The sequence below is a fragment of the Nocardia sp. NPDC005366 genome, assembly GCF_040606855.1.
In the GTDB taxonomy this organism is placed as follows: Bacteria; Actinomycetota; Actinomycetes; order Mycobacteriales; family Mycobacteriaceae; genus Nocardia.
Map to the genome: position 1 here is coordinate 22,921 of NZ_JBEXFQ010000029.1, position 16,471 is coordinate 39,391.

Sequence of the window (16,471 nt, forward strand, 5' to 3'; positions counted from 1 at the left end):
ATGCCTGCACGTTTCTGGCCGGTCCCGGCCGGGTTCTGGATCACCTCACCATTCGGCCCGCGCGAGGACGGCTGGCACTTCGGGGTCGACTTCGGCTACCCCGGCGGCGCGGGGAACCGCCCAGTGCACGCCTGCCAGAGCGGCACCGTCACCCGCGCCGGACCCGCCCAAGGGTTCGGCTCCTGGGTCGTGATCGATCACCCTGACGGCGACGGCGGCGGGACGACCGTCTACGGGCACATCCGCCTGGAAGTCGCTGTGGGGCAACGGGTGGAGGCTGGGCAGCGGATCGCGGTCATCGAATCCGACCGCGTCCGTAACGCGGGCGTGGCCCCGCATCTGCATTTGGAGTGGCACCGCGCGGTCTATAGCCCGCCCGGCCCGGACCGTCTCGACCCGCTGCCGCTCCTGGATGGCGCGGTGTTCCCGGAAGGAGGATCCGCTATGCCCGAATTCGGCATCGACGTCAGTAACCACCAGGGCGCGTTCGACTTCGCGCGCGCCGCCGACGAAGGCATGACCTTCGTGACCCACAAGGTGAGTCAGGGGAGCTGGCAGGACCCGCAGTGGCCGCGGGCCCGCGAGCAGATGGGCGAGTTCTACGAGTTCTGGGGCGGCTACGTCTACTGCGACCTGTTCACCCACCCCGACATCGAAGCCGACGCGCTCGCGCGGTTCGCCGACCCGAGCATCCCGATCCAGATCGACTACGAGGACTTGCGCGGGCGCCCGTCGATCAGGGATCTGTGGGCGCGGGTGAACGCGATCACCGCACGCGGATTCGACTTGTTGCCGATCTATCTGCCGCGCTGGTACTGGCGCGACTTCATGGGCTCCCCGGACCTGTCCGGGCTGCCGGTGTCGCTGTGGAACAGCTCCTACGTCCCCGGCCTCGGCGGCGCACCGCAGCTCTATCCCGGTGACGGCTATCGGGGCTGGGAACCGTTCGGCGGGAAAGAGATCGCGATTCTCCAGTTCTCCGACAAGGCCGCGATCGGCGGCCAACTCATCGACGTCAACGCCATCCGCGGCGGCCGAGACACCGTCGCCGCACTGTTCGGAAGGAACGATATGCAGCTCACCGACATCGTCATCAACAAAGACGGCAACCCCGTCACCCTCGCCGACCTACTCGCCTCCATCGACATGCACGCCTCCTGGGTCGTCGACCAACTCGCCGGACCCGACTCCCGCCACCAGCCCGGCCCCGCCCTGGACCCCACCGGCTGGCCCCAGCTCGACGACCAATCCGTCGTGGACTCGGTGGCCTCGGCCCACCAGAAGATCGACACAGTGACCGCGACCCTCGCCGGGGTCCTGGACAAGATCCAGCTCATCCTGGAACACCTGGTCAACGACGCCTCGACGGGTCGGCACCGGAAGGTCGAAGACCAGTGAACCTCGGGTGGCTCAACGCCGACATCGTCCAAGCCTTCGGCGTCGCCCTGGCCACGGTCATCGGCGCGGTCACCGCGCGCCAGGCCGGACAGGTCCGCCAACTTCAAGCGCGCGTCACCGAACTGGAGAGTCAGGACCTCACCGATGCCGACCGGTATCGCACCCTCGTGCGACTGGTGCGGCAGTTCCAGCGCCAGCGCGACGACCTCGCCCTCACCGTCGGCCGCGTCGACCCGACCGTGAAGGTTCCCGAGGCTCCTACGGTTCCGGATTGGCTCGCTGGTGATCTGTGACCTCCCCGAACCGGGAGACCCCGGACGGGTCCTGGAACCTGGGTGCGTTCCGTCACTTCCAGAACCAGTCGGTCGAGGACGCCAAAGCCGCCATCCGGTCCGGGGTGATCGGTGCCTACACCGGTGCGCAGAACGCGCACCGCCGCGAGGTCCGCCAACCCATCTACCAACGCCCCACCTACGAACAGGTGCCCACCGATATCCCGTTGTGGGCCAACCTCACCGCCACCGACGACACCACGTTCCCCCTGGCGATGCTGGCGCGCCAGCCGGACGCGAACGGCTCGCTCACCCAGGCCCCGTTCTACCAACCCGCCTCCGGGGCCGTCGAAATCGGCATGATCCGCACCCTGCGCGACCGCGAATACCGCCAAGTCGGGCTGTTGATCGGCCCGGCAGGGTGGTCGCGGGTGAACAACGCCTTCGTCATGGTGTTCCGGTTCGAGGAGGACACCGGTGACCTGCATCTGATCTGGGACACCGGCGACATCCGACCCGTGCTCACCAACGCGAGCACCCAATACCGGTTCGACCTGCCGACCATCGACGCCCGCCAGGGCGATGTGTACGGGGTCGGGTTCCTGTCGAACTACCTGGGCATCGGCTACAAACTCGCCACTGTCCCCCGCTGGGTGATCGAACAACCCGGCGGCACCCAACCGCGGCAGCCCTACTACTGGAGCCGCGGCGGCGACGGGGCCGGGAAAGGCCCCGGCTTCCCGACACCGCCGTCGTATCTGCGTGCCGATCACGTCGGCACCAACCACTGGTGGCCCTGGTTCCTCCTCGGCTGACACCACGTCCTGCTGACGCGCCGCGTCGGCATTTCACTCCACCCCGCGAAAGGTCTTCATTCGTCATGCCCGCAACATCCGCGACGCTCAGCGAGCGCCTACGCACCCCTCCCCGCCTGCGCACCATCCGGTTCGGGCGTTTCCGCCTCACCTACATCCCGGACGGCTACGTCGAACTCAAACCCCGCGGCTGGGTACCCGACGCCACCGAAGCCGACTGGAACAGCCACTCCGAATACTTCGACACCCACGGCTGCCTCGTCGCCGGACTCGGCGGCCTGCTCGTCCAACGCGGCCGACGCGCCATGCTCATCGACGCCGGAGCCGGACCCGTCGTCCTACCCGACGTGCACGAGAACCCGATGACCGGCGAAATGCGCTCCGGGGCGCTGCTGGACAGCCTCGCCCAGATCGACGGCCTGGACCGCATCGAAGCCATCGCCATCACCCACCTGCACTTCGACCACCTCGGCTGGACCCTCACCCCCGTACCAGGGTTCACGCCGTTCGCGACCGCGCCGATCTACCTCGGCGAGGTCGAATGGGCCTGGTGGCGCTCCCTCACACCCGCAATGATCGACACCCTGCCCGGCTGGGCGAAACCGAGCGTGCTGACTCGGCCGATCCTGGACACCATCGCCTCGCGGGTAAAGGTGGTCCATCACGGCACGCGGCTCTTTCCCGGCGTGCGCGCGGTGACCATTCCGGGTCACACCACCGGTCACACAGGGTACGAGTTGCGCTCCTGCGGCAAGCGGATGCTGGTGTTCGGGGATGTGTTCCACTCTCCGATCCAGATCACCCATCCGGAATGGGCGGTCGGGGCCGACTACGACCAGGCCGAAGCCATCGCCCACCGTCAGGCACTGGTGAAGGACCTCGCCTCCAGCGGGGATCTGGCCTTCGGCATCCACTTCGCGGACGTGCCCTTCGGGCGTGTGCACCGCGACCGGACCACCGGCCGCACCACATGGGTACCCGCCGACTGAAATCTGTGCGGGCCGAGCGCCGCGAACCGGCGCTCGGCCTGCCGGGAGGGACCACATGGTCGACTACCTCGGATACCGGCCGAACCGGTACACCATCCTGCTCACCCGCGGTGCCGCGTTCGTCCAACGATTCGAGGTCGTAGGCGAACCACTGCCCGAGGGCACGACCTCCTGGCTCGACATCTACGACACCGACGACGAACTCCTCACCACATGGCACCCCACAACCACCGGCCCGTCCGCTGTCGAATTCCTGATCGAACCGGGCCATACCTCCGAGATCGGCCACCGCACACGCGCCGCCTACAACCTCTACCTCAATTATCCCGGCAGCCGCCTCCCGTACTGCTGGTTCCGGGGACCGGTTATCCGCGACGACTGACACCACCGACCCCAACGAAGCAAGGTCGACAGCCGTGTCGACGCCAGTTCGACTCCTGCGAGCGCCACCGAACGCCATCCGGTGGCGGAACCTCATAGGGCCCACTGCGAGTACCACTGTCGTATCCCGGTCCAGCCCTAGGTTCCCGGGCATCACCGAATGGACAATGCTTCAACGGCAATCTTTGCTGCCTGCACCTATGTGTTTGCTGGCAAGCGCAAACGGGTCTTCGCCAGTGCACTACGCCACGTCTCGGGCCGACTCGACATCGATAGGGCTGTTGATGACCGAACCGCGCCAGCCGCGCCGAACCGCGCGAGCACAGGCACCCCAACCGCCAGTCGCCATTGCGGTCGCTCCGGAGATACCGACCTGTTCGGCACGCCAACCTCCACATCACCGCGACAAGTACGGTTTGCTGCCCTCCTGACGGGAGGGCCACGGAAACAACATCTTTAGCGGTCTTTCAGTTGTCCTCTCTCCGCACGTATCCGAATATGCAAGCATGGCAACGCATCTCCGTGTGACGTTCTCCCGCTAGAAAGGCTGTTGGCTATCGGCGTGCGGACCCTCCTTGTGCAGGCCCTTGGCAGCCCTCGGTACGTTGTAAGCCTCAGTTGCCGACCCGGGCTGAGTCAAGGTCCTGCACAAGAAGGAGCCCGCGATGGCCAACGAGCGCGTTACCGAAGACCTCGTCGAAGCGGAACTCCGGTCGCTCGAGTACTACGACGACGAGGAGGAGATCGTCGTCGAGAAGCAGCAGTCGGTCGTGCAGGACATCCGCAAGGGCCTGTCGAAGGCGTCGAAAAGCGGCACGGGCGGCATCGGCTACCCGGAGTTCATCATCACCTCGCCTGGAACCCCCGACATGGTGGTGCTCGTGGAGTGCAAGGCCCAGCTAAAGGCTCACGAGTCGCGCAACCGCGATCTCCCGAAGGACTACGCGGTCGACGGTGTTCTTCACTATGCGCGGCATCTGACGCAGAACTACACCGTCATCTGCATAGCGGTCTCCGGTACGCCCAAGGCGAATCAGTGGTCGTTCTTCGTGATGCCCAAGGGGACCACCGAGCCGCGTGACCTCGTCTCTCCGACCGGAGCGCCGATCACCGACATGATCGGGCTCACTGACCTAATCGCCGCAGCGTCTTTCGACCCCAAAGTCCAGCAGCGCCGCGAGAAGGACCTCATAGCGTTCTCGATGGACATGCATGAGTTCATGCGCGACGAGGCAGAGCTGGAGGAAAAGGAAAAGCCCCTGGCGGTCGCAGGCACCCTGATTGCCCTCAACGACCCGATATTCGCCAAGACCTACCACGAGTACCCAGCGACCGAATTGCCGGAATTCTGGATTCAGTCGATCAAGAAGGTGATCAGGGGTGCCAATCTCCCCGTCTCGAAGATCGACAACATCACACAGCCGTTCACCAACATCCAGGTCCACCCCGAGCTGCGCAAGCCCACCAAGGGCTACCCCAAGGGGCTGCTCAACGAGATAGTCACGCTCCTGGCCGAGAAGGTCATGCCCTTCCTCACGGTCTACCACGACTTTGACGTAGTGGGCGCATTTTACGGCGAGTTCCTCAAGTACACCGGCGGCGACGGCAAGGGCCTCGGGATCGTACTGACCCCCAAGCACGCCACCGAACTGTTCGGCCTGATCGCGAACGTGACCAAGAACGACACCGTCCTCGATATCTGCGCTGGCACAGGCGGATTCCTCATTTCAGCCATGTCGCAGATGATGAAGTCCGCCACCACCGAGGCCGAGATTGAGTCGATCAAGAAGAAGCAGCTGATTGGCATCGAGCAGAACCCGTCGATGTACGCTCTGGCGGCCTCCAATATGATCCTTCGGGGCGACGGCAAGGCCAACCTCCACCAAGGGTCATGCTTCGACCCCGCGATCACTACCGGCGTCAAGCGCCACAGGGCAAACGTCGGGATGATCAACCCGCCGTACGCGAAGTCGAAAGAGGATCTCCACGAGCTCCGCTTCGTCGAGCACATGCTCGACAGCCTCGCCAAGGGCGGCACCGGAATCGCGATCGTGCCGGTCTCCTGCGCGACGACGAACAGCGTCCACAAACACAATCTCCTGAAGAAGCACACGCTCGAAGCCGTCATGTCGATGCCGCCCGAGCTGTTCCACCCGGTCGGCGTAATCACCTGCATCATGGTGTTCAAAACGGGGGTCCCGCACGCCACATCGAACCGCAAGACTTGGTTCGGGTTCTGGCGCGAGGACGGCTTCCAGAAGGTCAAGAACTATGGCCGCGTCGACCGCGACCACCGCTGGCCCGAGATCCGCGACCGCTGGGTCGAGATCTTCAGAAACCGGGAGGTCCACCCGGGCGAGTCAGTCCTGAAGGCCGTCGACGCCAACGACGAGTGGCTCGCCGAGGCGTACATCGAGACCAACTACGACGGGTTCTCCCCACTCGTGATGGAGGAGGTCATCCTCGATGACGCGATGTTGACGCTCAAGAGCCTCTCAGCCAGCGACGTAAAGGGCGTTAAGCTGCGTAACACCGCGCAATGGGGCGAGTTCGTCCTGGGCGAACTGTTCGACATCCGCAAGGGCAAACGTGTCACGTCCGCCGATAGGGTGCCAGGGAACACCCGGTTCATCGGTGCCTCTGAGTACAACAACGGGATCACTGACCTGTGTGACCTGAAGCCCATCTTCGAGGCGCACTGCCTCACTGTCCCATACAATGGCAACTCCGTGGGAGTCGCCTTTTACCAGGACCAACCCTTCTTCGCGTCCGACGACGTCCAGGTCCTGGTCCCGAAAGCCGAGGTGACCCGTAAGGCGCTCCTGTTCGTTGCGTCAGTCATTCGGTTTGAGCGGGTCCGGTTCACCTACGGCTACAAGTGGAACATGGCCCGAATGACCAAGAGTGTGATCCGGCTGCCGGTCGACGCCAACGGGAACCCCGACTGGGACTACATGGATAAGGCAATGCGCGACCTGCCCGTAGCCCAGTCATAAAAAGCTCCGCCTGCGCGAACGTTTGACACTGTCATGATTTGCTGTCCGCTCGGTGGGGAACCACGGGCACAATTTCTCGAGTGGTCTTTAAGTCGCCCTTTTATCCCGAATACACCCGAATGCGGACGCATCCCCCCGCATGGCCGCAAGAGACATCTAGGCTGGTAGAGGTATAGATCCGAAGCTAGGCGAACGTAGGTGCATCGTGGTCTGTCATAACCCAGAGGTCGCAGGTTCAAATCCTGTCCCCGCTACTACATCCGGGTTCGAGAGTATGCCTCTCGAACCCGGATTTTTTTGCGTTCGCACCCCTCCCTGTCTTCACGACTCCGAATACGAACCCGTGAGCCCGGACGGGACGCACATGCCGACCACCGCGAGCTACATGGTCACGTCTCCGCCAACTAAGTCATCATTCTTACTTTCGACAACGACATTGTTGCGCGCGGTGGCTGAGGGAAGATCTGTTATCTCGATGTATCCGATGCTCAATTCCATTGGTGAACTGAACTTTCTCTGGCTAGAGTGACGTCGAACACAACCGGCGGCGCAGCCGGTAAGCAGTTGGACGTCCGGCGCTAAGTGGACGAGCATTCCCCAGAGGCAGGGATCAATCATCGGTGTTTGTCAACAACTTCATCCGCGGTGATTCAGCTCGGGTCACCGAGAGCCGGCGTTCGCGCGGCACCGTCGGCGTGCGGGCCCAACTACTCGCCATCGTCCTCATTCCGAGCCTGGCCCTACTCGGCATCGGTATCGGCGCGACCATCTACCTGATCAAGGACGGCCGCAAAGCCGGGGAATGGGCCGACCTCGCCAGCGCGACCACCGATCCGGCGCGCCAGATGGTCGAGGCGTTCCAGGCCGAACGCGGCGCGTCGATCCTGCATCTGGCCGGAGACCGGACCGCCACCGCCACACTCACGGTGACCAGGAAGAATTCCGATACCGCGTTGGCGGCGGTACAGGCACAGGGTGACGCGGCCTCGGCGCTGCGGCCGGATCTGTCGCACGATATCGACGGCTACAACCAGCTCTACAGCCAGCTACCCGTGCTGCGCTCGGGAATCGACGCGCGAGCCGTGCCCGCCGATCAGGTGTTCACCGCCTATTCGACGGTCATCGACACCATCGTCGGCGCGACTCTGCTCGCCGCCGAGGTCGCACCGGATTCCGGTGTCGGGGCGCGCCTATATCAGGCCATGCTCCTACTTCGCGCGAGCGAATCCATCTCGCGCGCAGCCGTGATCGGCGCCGTGGCACGGGTCACCGATCGGCTCACCCCCGAACAACTCGTGGATCTGACTCGCTACGTGGGCGATTCGCGCGCTCAGCTTGCCACGTTGGCCTCGGCTCTCTCCGGTCAACGGGCAGCGCAGTTCGAGGCGATCACCGCAGGGCAGGATCGACGCCAGATCGTCGCGATGGAGGACGCGCTGATCCGTCGTGGCGTCACGGATGCCGAGGATATGCCGGAGGGCACCTCCGCCATCGGATGGCAGACGGCCGCCGCTTCGGTGAGCGCGGCTCTGGCACAGTTGTGGGTCGATCTGTGCCGTGACAGCCAGTCCAACGCGACGACCGCCGGGGAGAACCGCGCGGCCAACTCCGCCTACGGCGGCGCGGCGATTCTCGCCATCACCGCGCTGGTCTTCATCGCCGCGTCGTTCCTGGCCAACCGCCTGATCGGCCGGATGCGCCGACTACGTCAGGAAACCCTCGTACTCGCCGAGGAACGGTTGCCCGAAACCATCCGCGCGCTCAGCGATGGTCGCGGCATCGACAGGGAGGCCGTCCTCACGCCGCTGGATTTCGGCGACGACGAGATCGGCCATGTCGCCGACGCGTTCAACCGCGCGCACAGCGCGGCCATCGCCGCGGCCGTCGCCGAATCCAAGACGCGCGCGGGTGTCAAGGCCGTGTTCCTCAATATCGCCCACCGCAGCCAGGTCATGGTGCACCGCCAACTGGCACTGCTCGACCGCGCCGAGCACAAGGAAGAAGATCCGAGCAAACTCGACATCCTGTTCCAGCTCGACCACCTCGCCACCCGCGCCCGCCGCAACGCCGAGAACCTCATCATCCTCGGCGGCGAGCAGCCGGGCAGACGCTGGCGTACCCCGGTCCCCCTCATCGACGTGGTGCGCGGCGCGGTGGCGGAAAGTCTCGACTATCCCCGGATCCGTACCGGACGGGTACCCGATATTCGCATCGTGGGCAACGCCGTGGCCGACCTCATCCACCTCATCGCCGAACTCACCGATAACGCGACCGCGTTCTCACCGGCCGAGACACGGGTGGATGTGTCGGGGCAAACGGTGGGCAAGGGCGTCGTCCTCGAGATCGCCGATCAGGGGCTCGGCATGTCGGATGCCGAATTCGCCGAGCGGAACGCGATGCTGGCCGATCCCCCGGATTTCGGGCTGGCCACGCTGTCGAGCGACGCACACCTCGGCCTCTTCGTCATCGCCATGTTGGCGACACGCCACGGCATTTCGGTACGGCTCGGCAAATCCGACTACGGCGGCGTGAGAGCGATCGTTCTCATCCCGACGACCCTGGTCACCGGCGGTGACGAGGGTCGCGAACTCACCGCGATTCCCCTGCGCACACCCATCAGGGCCGACAGGACACCACAGCGATCGGTGCCGGACGCCGGCCCCGAGACATCGGGGCGCACAGAAGCGAGCGAGTACGGGTACAACTCGTGAACGAGAAAATCGCCCCGTGCGCGCACGGGCAGGTCGGAGGAGGTGGACGATCAGCGATGGGAGTCCACGCCTTTCGGCGTCGTGGTGGCCGCACCGACAAGCCGACGGATGACGTGCGGCGATCTGGGAGGAAACTAAACCTGACTCTTCCATTTTGTTGCGTGACCATGATCTCACTAGTTAGGGTGGCTCGGGACACAACCGGTGCCGCACCGGTTTCCGGTCCCCGTCGACCGGTCGCAAGAGGGCGGGAGCGCCCAGAGGTAGGCTCGATCACCGGTGTTTGACAGCAAGTTCCTCCATAGATTGACCACTGCCATCAAGCGTGGGAAATTGCGCGGCCCGATCGGCGTGCGTGCGCGACTACTCGCGATCGCGCTCATCCCCAGTGTCGCCCTACTGAGCATCGGCATCGGCGCCTCCGTCTATCTGGTGAACAACGGCAAGGACGCCCAGAACTGGGCGAACCTGGCCAGCACGACCACCGGGCCGTCGGTCCTGATGATCGAGGCCTTCCAGCTGGAGCGCGGCGCCTCGATCCTTTATCTCGCCGGTGACCCGACGGTGGGCGATAATCTCGCCGCGACCAGGAAGAACTCCGACAACGCGCTGTCCGCCCTGCAACTGCAGGGCGAAGCGGCAGGCGAACTGCGCCCCGACCTGGTCAGCGAGCTTCAGGGTTACACGAAGCTGTACGAACAACTTCCGATCCTTCGCGCCGGAATCGATGCGCGCGCACTGCCCACCGAGCAGGTCTTGGCCGCGTTCAGTGCCGTCATCGACACCATCGTGCAAGGGTCGCTGCTCGCGGCGGAGGTCGCGCCGGACGCCAAGATCGCGGTCGACCTGTACAAGGCGATCCACCCGCTGCGGGCGGCCGAGGCGGTCTCGCGCGCGGGCTCGATCGGTGCGCAGGGCCTGCTCACCAATCAGTTCTCCGCACAACAGCTCACCGAGTTCATCCGCTACGTCGGTGATGCCCGCGGTGAGATCACCTTCGCCAACGGTGTGCTGACCGGTGAGCGAAAAGCGCAGCTGAAGGCCATCATCGACGGTGAGAGCTGGCGGCAGCTCACCGCCATGGAGGATGCCGTCATCCGTCGCGGTATCGTCACGCCGGACGACGATTCCCCGAGCAGCGGCTCGACGAACAGCCGGACCTCGACCAGCGGTACAACCGGGCGCGGCGCACAGGCCGCCGCGTTGCCGCTCGGCTTCACCGAGTGGGGAACCGTCGCCGCGCATGTGCGTTCGGATCTGCTCAAGCTCTGGGAAGCCCAGAGCCGCGACGCGCACCGCAGCGCCATGGCCACCGGTGAGCAAACCGCGTCCAACTCCCTCTACGGCGGCATCGGGGTCGGCCTGGTCACCCTGCTGGCCTTCCTCGCGGCGCTCTTCCTCGCCAATCGGCTCATCCGCCGGATGCGCAGGCTGCGCCGCGAAACCCTGGAACTGGCCGACCAGCGCCTGCCCGACGCCATCAAGAGACTCAGCTCGGGCCAGGAGCTCGACGAGGAAGCCGATCTCGCTCCGCTGGACTTCGGCGCCGACGAAATCGGCCAGGTCGCCGACGCGTTCAACCGCGCCCACGCCGCGGCCGTCGTCGCCGCCGTCGCCGAATCGAAGACCAGGGAGGGCGTGAACGCGGTCTTCCTCAATATCGCCCACCGCAGCCAGGTCATGGTGCACCGCCAGCTCGCGCTGCTGGACCGGGCCGAGCGCGAGGAAGAGAATCCCGGCAAGCTCGAGGTCCTGTTCCAGCTCGACCACCTGGCCACCCGGTCGCGCCGCAACGCCGAGAACCTGATCATCCTCGGCGGCGAGAAGCCTGGCAGACGCTGGCGCAATCCGGTCCCGCTGATCGATGTGGTCCGCAGTGCCGTGGCGGAGAGTCTGGACTACACCCGGATTCAGACCGGCAAACTGCCCGAGCTGCGAATCACCGGCGGCGCCGTGGCCGACCTCATCCACTTGATCGCCGAACTCACCGATAACGCCACCGCTTTCTCGCCGCCGCAGTCGCGGGTCGAGATCTCCGGCAACCAGGTCGGCAGAGGTATCGCCATCGAGATCGCCGACCAGGGACTCGGGATGTCGGCGGCCGAACTCGCCGAACGCAACGCGCTGCTGAGCCAGCCGCCGGACTTCAGCGTCGCCGCGCTGTCCACCGACGCCCGCCTCGGACTTTTCGTCGTCGCGAAACTGGCGGCACGCCAAGGTATTTCAGTGCGGCTGGCCGAATCCGACTACGGCGGCGTCAAGGCGATCGTGCTGGTGCCGACCACGCTGGTCGCGACCGGCGCCGGCGCCGGAGACGAACCCGTCGAACGCCGATCCGTTGCCCTGCCACCTTCTCCGCAGCCCACCTTCGCGCCCGCGTCGGTCTCGACGGTCACCGCGGGCGCGGAACGGACCGTAGCCATGCCGCCGAGCGGCGGGGAGAAACCAGAACTGCCGCGCCGCCGCCGGGCCGCCGCGGAGGCCGCCGCCGATTCGGCGGCCAAGAACACCAGGTCCGTGACGATGCCACGGCCCCGCTCCGCCGACGAAGCGCGCAACCTGATGTCCGCGATCGAGAGCGGAACTCGGCAGGGCCGCCTGAACCGCGTCGATATCGACATTTCCGCAAAGCAGTCCGATCGACAAGAAGGTGCCGGTGACAACCTCCAAGCCCCGTAGCCTCGACTGGTTGCTCGACGATCTCATCGAGCGACTGCCCGATGTCCGTTTCGCCGTCGTGCTGTCCACCGACGGACTATTGCTAGGCCATTGCACGACGATGGAACAGCCCGACGCCGAGCGCTTCGGCGCGATGGCGTCGACCCTGCACGGCGTGGCACGCAGCGCGGGCGCGCATTTCGACGTCGGCGGTGTCTGCCAGACCGTGGTGGAACTCGACGAGGCCGTGCTGTTCATCACGGCGGCGGGCGAGAATGCCTGCCTGGCCCTGTTGACGGTGGAGACGGCGAATATGGGAATGGTGGCCTACGAGATGAACCAGACCGTTCAGCGCGTCGGCGCCCACCTCTCGGTCGATCCGCGTCCGACGCTCGATGAGGCCGGCTCGAGACAGCCATGAACGACGACGAGCAGTCCTGGTACGACGACGAGCGTGAGTCCTGGTATGACGAAGAGGCGGGACCCCTAGTACGCCTGTATGCCGTCACGCACGGGCGGTCCGACAACGCGCGGCCCGAACTGGACATGCTCACGCTTGTGGTCAACGCGAGTGCGGGTGTGCAGCCTCGGCGTCCCGAACCGGAGTACGCGGAAATCCTTCGGCTCAGCCGCACCGCGCTATCGGTCGCCGAGATCGCCGCTCAACTCAACCTACCGCTGACCTCGACGAAAATCCTGGTCGGCGACCTGATCGATGATGGGCACCTCAAATACCGCTCCCCCGATCCCGCACCGGCGGCGGCGGCGCGCAATCCCGACCTGTTGCGCGCGGTGCTGAGGGGTATCCAAGCGATCTGAATCCGGCGCCGCCGTGGTGCGACGGCGCCGGATCATCACTCACTTCAGGCGGGCGAGAAGACGTTTCGCGTTCATGTGAGCGATCGCCTCGATCGATACCATCGGGTTGACCCCGCTCGAGGTCGGGAAGCAGGACGCGTCGGCGACGACCATATTGGGCACCTCCCAGGTGGCGCCGTCGGGGTCGACCGCGCAATCGTCGCGGGAACCGCCCATGCGCGCCGAACCCATGATGTGCAGCGCGCCCATCCCGCACTGCGCCGGACCGTATCCGGCGGCGTGGGCGGCGGCGGCGAATTCCGCGTGCGAACCGCGCACTCCCGGTTCGTATTCCGCTCCGGCCTGATGACCGGAGAAGATCCGTTTCGCCCCCGCCGCCTCCAGAATCTGTGCCGCGCCGACGATTCCGGCGTGCATATGGGCGCCGTCGCGCGCCGACATCGTGTACTTGACGATCGGCTCGCCACTGCCGTCCACGGTGACGGTGCCGTGGTCGCGATCACGGGTGATGACGCCGACCGCGGCGGTGCGCGCCAGATTCAGCATGGCCGAACGATGTTCGGCCGCCCCGCGCCAATTCATGAATCCGACCAACAGACCAGGATGCAGCGGCCCGGTTTCGTAGATGACGCCGTAACCGTCGTTCAGATTGCTGTGTTTGCGCGAGATCCTGGTCTGGAGTCCACCTTCCCACGGCCGCACCTCCTCGTCGAAGGTGCCGAACACCGCGGAGGCGGGGTGCAGGCGCAGGTAGTTGCCGATGTTCTTGTTGCGCAGACCGGAGCGGCGCAGCAGCGCTGGCGTCTGGATCGCACCCGCGGCGACGACCACCGCGCGGGCGCGGACCTTGATCTCGGCACCGTCGGCGGTCACCGCCCGCACACTTTCGGCGCGCCCGTTGCGCACCTCGACCGTGCGGACGTCGACGCCGACGACGAGCCGCGCCCCGTGCTCGGCCGCGTCGGCGAGCCAGGTCTTGGTCACCGATTGTTTCGCGCCGAGCCTGCACCCGTAACCGCAACGCCCGCATTCCACTCCGGCGTCGCAGGCATCGGTGACATTGCGCGGCAGTTCGGCGACATCCCAGCCGAGCGCGTTCAGTCCGCGTTCCAGCACGCCGTCTCGGGCCGACAGCGGCGACTTGTCGTAGGTGACGCCGAGTCGCCGTTCCACGGCGTCGAGTGCGTCGCCGTATTCGGTGTCGGCGAATTGGGCGGCGCCGAAACCTGCCCATTCGGCGCGGACATCGTCCGGTGTACGCAGCGAGGTACTCCAGTTGACGACCGTGCCGCCGCCGAGGCAGCCGCCGGCGACGAGGGTCAGCTGGCCCTCCGCGGTGGCCGTCGGCCCCGGCGCGTACAGATTCAGCAGGCCGTCGAGTTCGCCGGTGCCGAAATCGGCGTCGTCGTAGTAGCCGCCGCGTTCGAGGACGACGACATCGAGACCGCCCTCGGCGAGCACCGCGGCGGCGGTGCTGCCGCCCGCGCCGGAGCCGATGACGACGACGTCGCAGTCGAAGGTGGTCGCCTCGGTCGGTCGCAGCGGTGCGAGCGCGGGCTTCGGTGCGGACGACAGCGGTCCGGGCGGCGCCGGATAGCCCATCTCCTTCCACAGCGGATTGGTGCCATTCGGTCCCGGCGTCGTGTAATACGACAGCAGCGCAGCGGATTTCAGTGCCTGGAAGACCGCCCGTTTGGCGGGCAGTCGTGATTCGCCGAGCGCGAGCAGGAAGCGTTCCCGCTCGGCCTGCGACCGCGCGGAGAATCGGCGTAGGCCCGCACCGGCGACCAGGGCCATCAACGGCGTATCCCAGATGCCGAGCAAGGTGGCGACCTGCTTCAGCTCGGCGACCCTCGGATTACGAGCGAGCAGCCGGACCACCACATCGGCGACCTGCAACTCACCCGCCCCCGGCAGACCGAGTCCGTCACCGGGTGCGAACGTATCGCAGATCAACTCGAGTGCGGTTCGCTGCCGCGCGGTGAGTTCCATGGGTTCCTCTCCATCCGTTCGGTGGGGCGACGCGGGAAGCACTGGACAGGGGCTGTACCTGTCGATTTCCTGACCGGGTCGCCACCGTGGGACCGCAGTTCTCCACCGGCCGGACATATCCTCGGATATGCAAGAATACTGGTTCACATAATAGGTGTGCTGGAACACTACCCCGGTCATCCGGCGCCGTAAAGCGCCGTCGTTTCACACCGTGCGGGCGGTCGCCGCACCGCTGTCGCGAAACACCCAGCGCAGTCCGACGAAGCGGAGCAGGGTCGCGACCAGATTGGCCGAAACCAGCGCGAGCAATTGCCACTGCACCGGCACGCCCGGCGCCCAGCGGTGCAGTGCGAACAGCGTGCCGCTGGTGACCAGTAGGCCGAAGCCGAAGATCAGCAAACCCTGGAAATGATGGGCGACAGCGCGGGTCGACCCGCGCACGCCGAAGGTGAACGCCCGGTTGGCCGCGGTATTGGCGATCGCGGTGATCAGCAACGCGGCGAAGTTCGCGGGCTGCGAGCCCGCGACAGGCTGCCACAACAGATACAGCGCGGCGTAGGCCACCGTTGACATCACCCCGACGATCGCGAACCGCACCGCCTGACCGACCATGCCGAGCGGGACCCCCTCGACCAGCGGTTCTCGACCGATCGCGCGACGCAGGTCGTGCAACGGCAGCGCCCCGGTCGCCGTGGCACGCACGAGCCGCCGGATACCCCGCAGATCCTTGCGCGCGGTGTCGACGATATCGACCCGGCTGTCCGGATCGTCGATCCAGTCCACGGGCACCTCGTGCACACGCAGTCCCGCCCGTTCGGCCAGGACGAGCAGTTCGGTGTCGAAGAACCATTCGCCGTCCTGCACCAGCGGCAGCAACTGACGGGCGATATCGGCGCGGATCGCCTTGAACCCGCACTGGGCGTCCGAGAACCGCGCCCGCAGTGCGGCTTTCAGGATCAGGTTGTAAGCGCGCGAGATGAATTCACGCTTCGGTCCGCGCACCACCCTTGCTCTCGGGCTGAGCCGAGTGCCGACGGCCAGATCGGAATGGCCGGAGATCAGCGGCGCGACCAGCGGCAGCAGGCCGTTGAGATCGGTCGACAGGTCGACATCCATATAGGAGACGACCTCGGCATCGGAGGCCAGCCACGCGGTGCGCAGCGCCCGGCCGCGGCCTTTCGCCTCGAGCCGCAGCACCCGCACCTCCGGATACGCGGCCTCCAGCGCCCGTGCGATGTCGAGGGTGCCGTCGCTACTCGCGTTGTCGGCGATGGTGATTCGAGTGGAGAAGGGGAAGCCATCGGCCAGATGCGCCGACAGGCGGCGCACGCAGTCGCCGAGATCGTTCTCCTCGTTGTGGACCGGGATCACGATATCGAGGACAGGCGGCGCGGTCACGGCGGCGATCGCCGTGCGCGGTTCGGCGGCGGTGGCGCTCAT

The 16,471-nt window shown here is 66.0% G+C and carries 12 protein-coding genes; 10 read left to right on the plus strand and 2 right to left on the minus strand.

The genetic code is table 11. From position 1 onward, the window contains the following. The 10 genes from ABZS43_RS27605 (at position 1) to ABZS43_RS27650 (ending at position 13,039) form a co-directional block, all read left to right on the plus strand. A complete protein-coding gene (locus ABZS43_RS27605) occupies positions 1-1,398 on the plus strand; it encodes a peptidoglycan DD-metalloendopeptidase family protein (protein ID WP_355038886.1) in 1,398 nt (465 codons plus the stop codon). Beyond that, entirely contained in the window at positions 1,395-1,691 is a 297-nt protein-coding gene (locus ABZS43_RS27610) for a hypothetical protein (RefSeq protein ID WP_355038887.1), read from the plus strand. The genes ABZS43_RS27605 and ABZS43_RS27610 overlap by 4 nt, the downstream gene beginning before the upstream one ends. Then, the gene (locus ABZS43_RS27615) at positions 1,688-2,485 is read left to right on the plus strand and encodes a hypothetical protein (protein ID WP_355038888.1); all 798 of its coding nucleotides are present in this window, start codon (positions 1,688-1,690) and stop codon (positions 2,483-2,485) included. The genes ABZS43_RS27610 and ABZS43_RS27615 overlap by 4 nt, the downstream gene beginning before the upstream one ends. 65 nt (positions 2,486-2,550) lie before the next feature. Further along, a complete protein-coding gene (locus ABZS43_RS27620) occupies positions 2,551-3,474 on the plus strand; it encodes an MBL fold metallo-hydrolase (RefSeq protein ID WP_355038889.1) in 924 nt (307 codons plus the stop codon). 55 nt (positions 3,475-3,529) lie between these two features. Then, the gene (locus ABZS43_RS27625; protein ID WP_355038890.1) at positions 3,530-3,856 is read left to right on the plus strand and encodes a hypothetical protein; all 327 of its coding nucleotides are present in this window, start codon (positions 3,530-3,532) and stop codon (positions 3,854-3,856) included. Positions 3,857-4,520: 664 nt separating this feature from the next. Beyond that, the gene (locus ABZS43_RS27630) at positions 4,521-6,851 is read left to right on the plus strand and encodes an N-6 DNA methylase (RefSeq protein WP_355038891.1); all 2,331 of its coding nucleotides are present in this window, start codon (positions 4,521-4,523) and stop codon (positions 6,849-6,851) included. Positions 6,852-7,471: 620 nt separating this feature from the next. Beyond that, positions 7,472-9,562, plus strand: coding sequence for a nitrate- and nitrite sensing domain-containing protein (locus tag ABZS43_RS27635; RefSeq protein ID WP_355038892.1), 2,091 nt, complete (start codon positions 7,472-7,474; stop codon positions 9,560-9,562). 279 nt (positions 9,563-9,841) lie between these two features. Continuing rightward, a complete protein-coding gene (locus ABZS43_RS27640; RefSeq protein ID WP_355038893.1) occupies positions 9,842-12,241 on the plus strand; it encodes a nitrate- and nitrite sensing domain-containing protein in 2,400 nt (799 codons plus the stop codon). Continuing rightward, positions 12,219-12,641, plus strand: coding sequence for a roadblock/LC7 domain-containing protein (locus ABZS43_RS27645; protein WP_355038894.1), 423 nt, complete (start codon positions 12,219-12,221; stop codon positions 12,639-12,641). The genes ABZS43_RS27640 and ABZS43_RS27645 overlap by 23 nt, the downstream gene beginning before the upstream one ends. Then, a complete protein-coding gene (locus ABZS43_RS27650; RefSeq protein WP_355038895.1) occupies positions 12,638-13,039 on the plus strand; it encodes a DUF742 domain-containing protein in 402 nt (133 codons plus the stop codon). Before ABZS43_RS27645 ends, ABZS43_RS27650 begins: the two co-directional genes overlap by 4 nt. 39 nt (positions 13,040-13,078) lie before the next feature. Here ABZS43_RS27650 and ABZS43_RS27655 read toward each other — a convergent pair whose 3' ends face one another. Then, positions 13,079-15,031, minus strand: coding sequence for a GMC family oxidoreductase N-terminal domain-containing protein (locus ABZS43_RS27655; RefSeq protein ID WP_355038896.1), 1,953 nt, complete (start codon positions 15,029-15,031; stop codon positions 13,079-13,081). A 204-nt stretch (positions 15,032-15,235) separates the two neighbouring features. Further along, positions 15,236-16,471 (minus strand): bifunctional glycosyltransferase family 2/GtrA family protein, encoded by a 1,236-nt coding sequence (locus ABZS43_RS27660; RefSeq protein WP_355038897.1) that lies wholly within the window; start codon positions 16,469-16,471, stop codon positions 15,236-15,238.

What these genes read in the sequence shown, in the direction of transcription:
- ABZS43_RS27605 (WP_355038886.1), top strand. Translation starts at nt 1, where the DNA reads ATGCCTGCACGTTTCTGGCCGGTCCCGGCCGGGTTCTGGATCACCTCA.
- ABZS43_RS27620 (WP_355038889.1), top strand. Translation starts at nt 2,551, where the DNA reads ATGCCCGCAACATCCGCGACGCTCAGCGAGCGCCTACGCACCCCTCCC.
- ABZS43_RS27625 (WP_355038890.1), top strand. Translation starts at nt 3,530, where the DNA reads ATGGTCGACTACCTCGGATACCGGCCGAACCGGTACACCATCCTGCTC.
- ABZS43_RS27630 (WP_355038891.1), top strand. Translation starts at nt 4,521, where the DNA reads ATGGCCAACGAGCGCGTTACCGAAGACCTCGTCGAAGCGGAACTCCGG.
- ABZS43_RS27650 (WP_355038895.1), top strand. Translation starts at nt 12,638, where the DNA reads ATGAACGACGACGAGCAGTCCTGGTACGACGACGAGCGTGAGTCCTGG.
- ABZS43_RS27655 (WP_355038896.1), bottom strand. Translation starts at nt 15,031, where the DNA reads ATGGAACTCACCGCGCGGCAGCGAACCGCACTCGAGTTGATCTGCGAT.
- ABZS43_RS27660 (WP_355038897.1), bottom strand. Translation starts at nt 16,471, where the DNA reads ATGAGCGCCACCGCCGCCGAACCGCGCACGGCGATCGCCGCCGTGACC.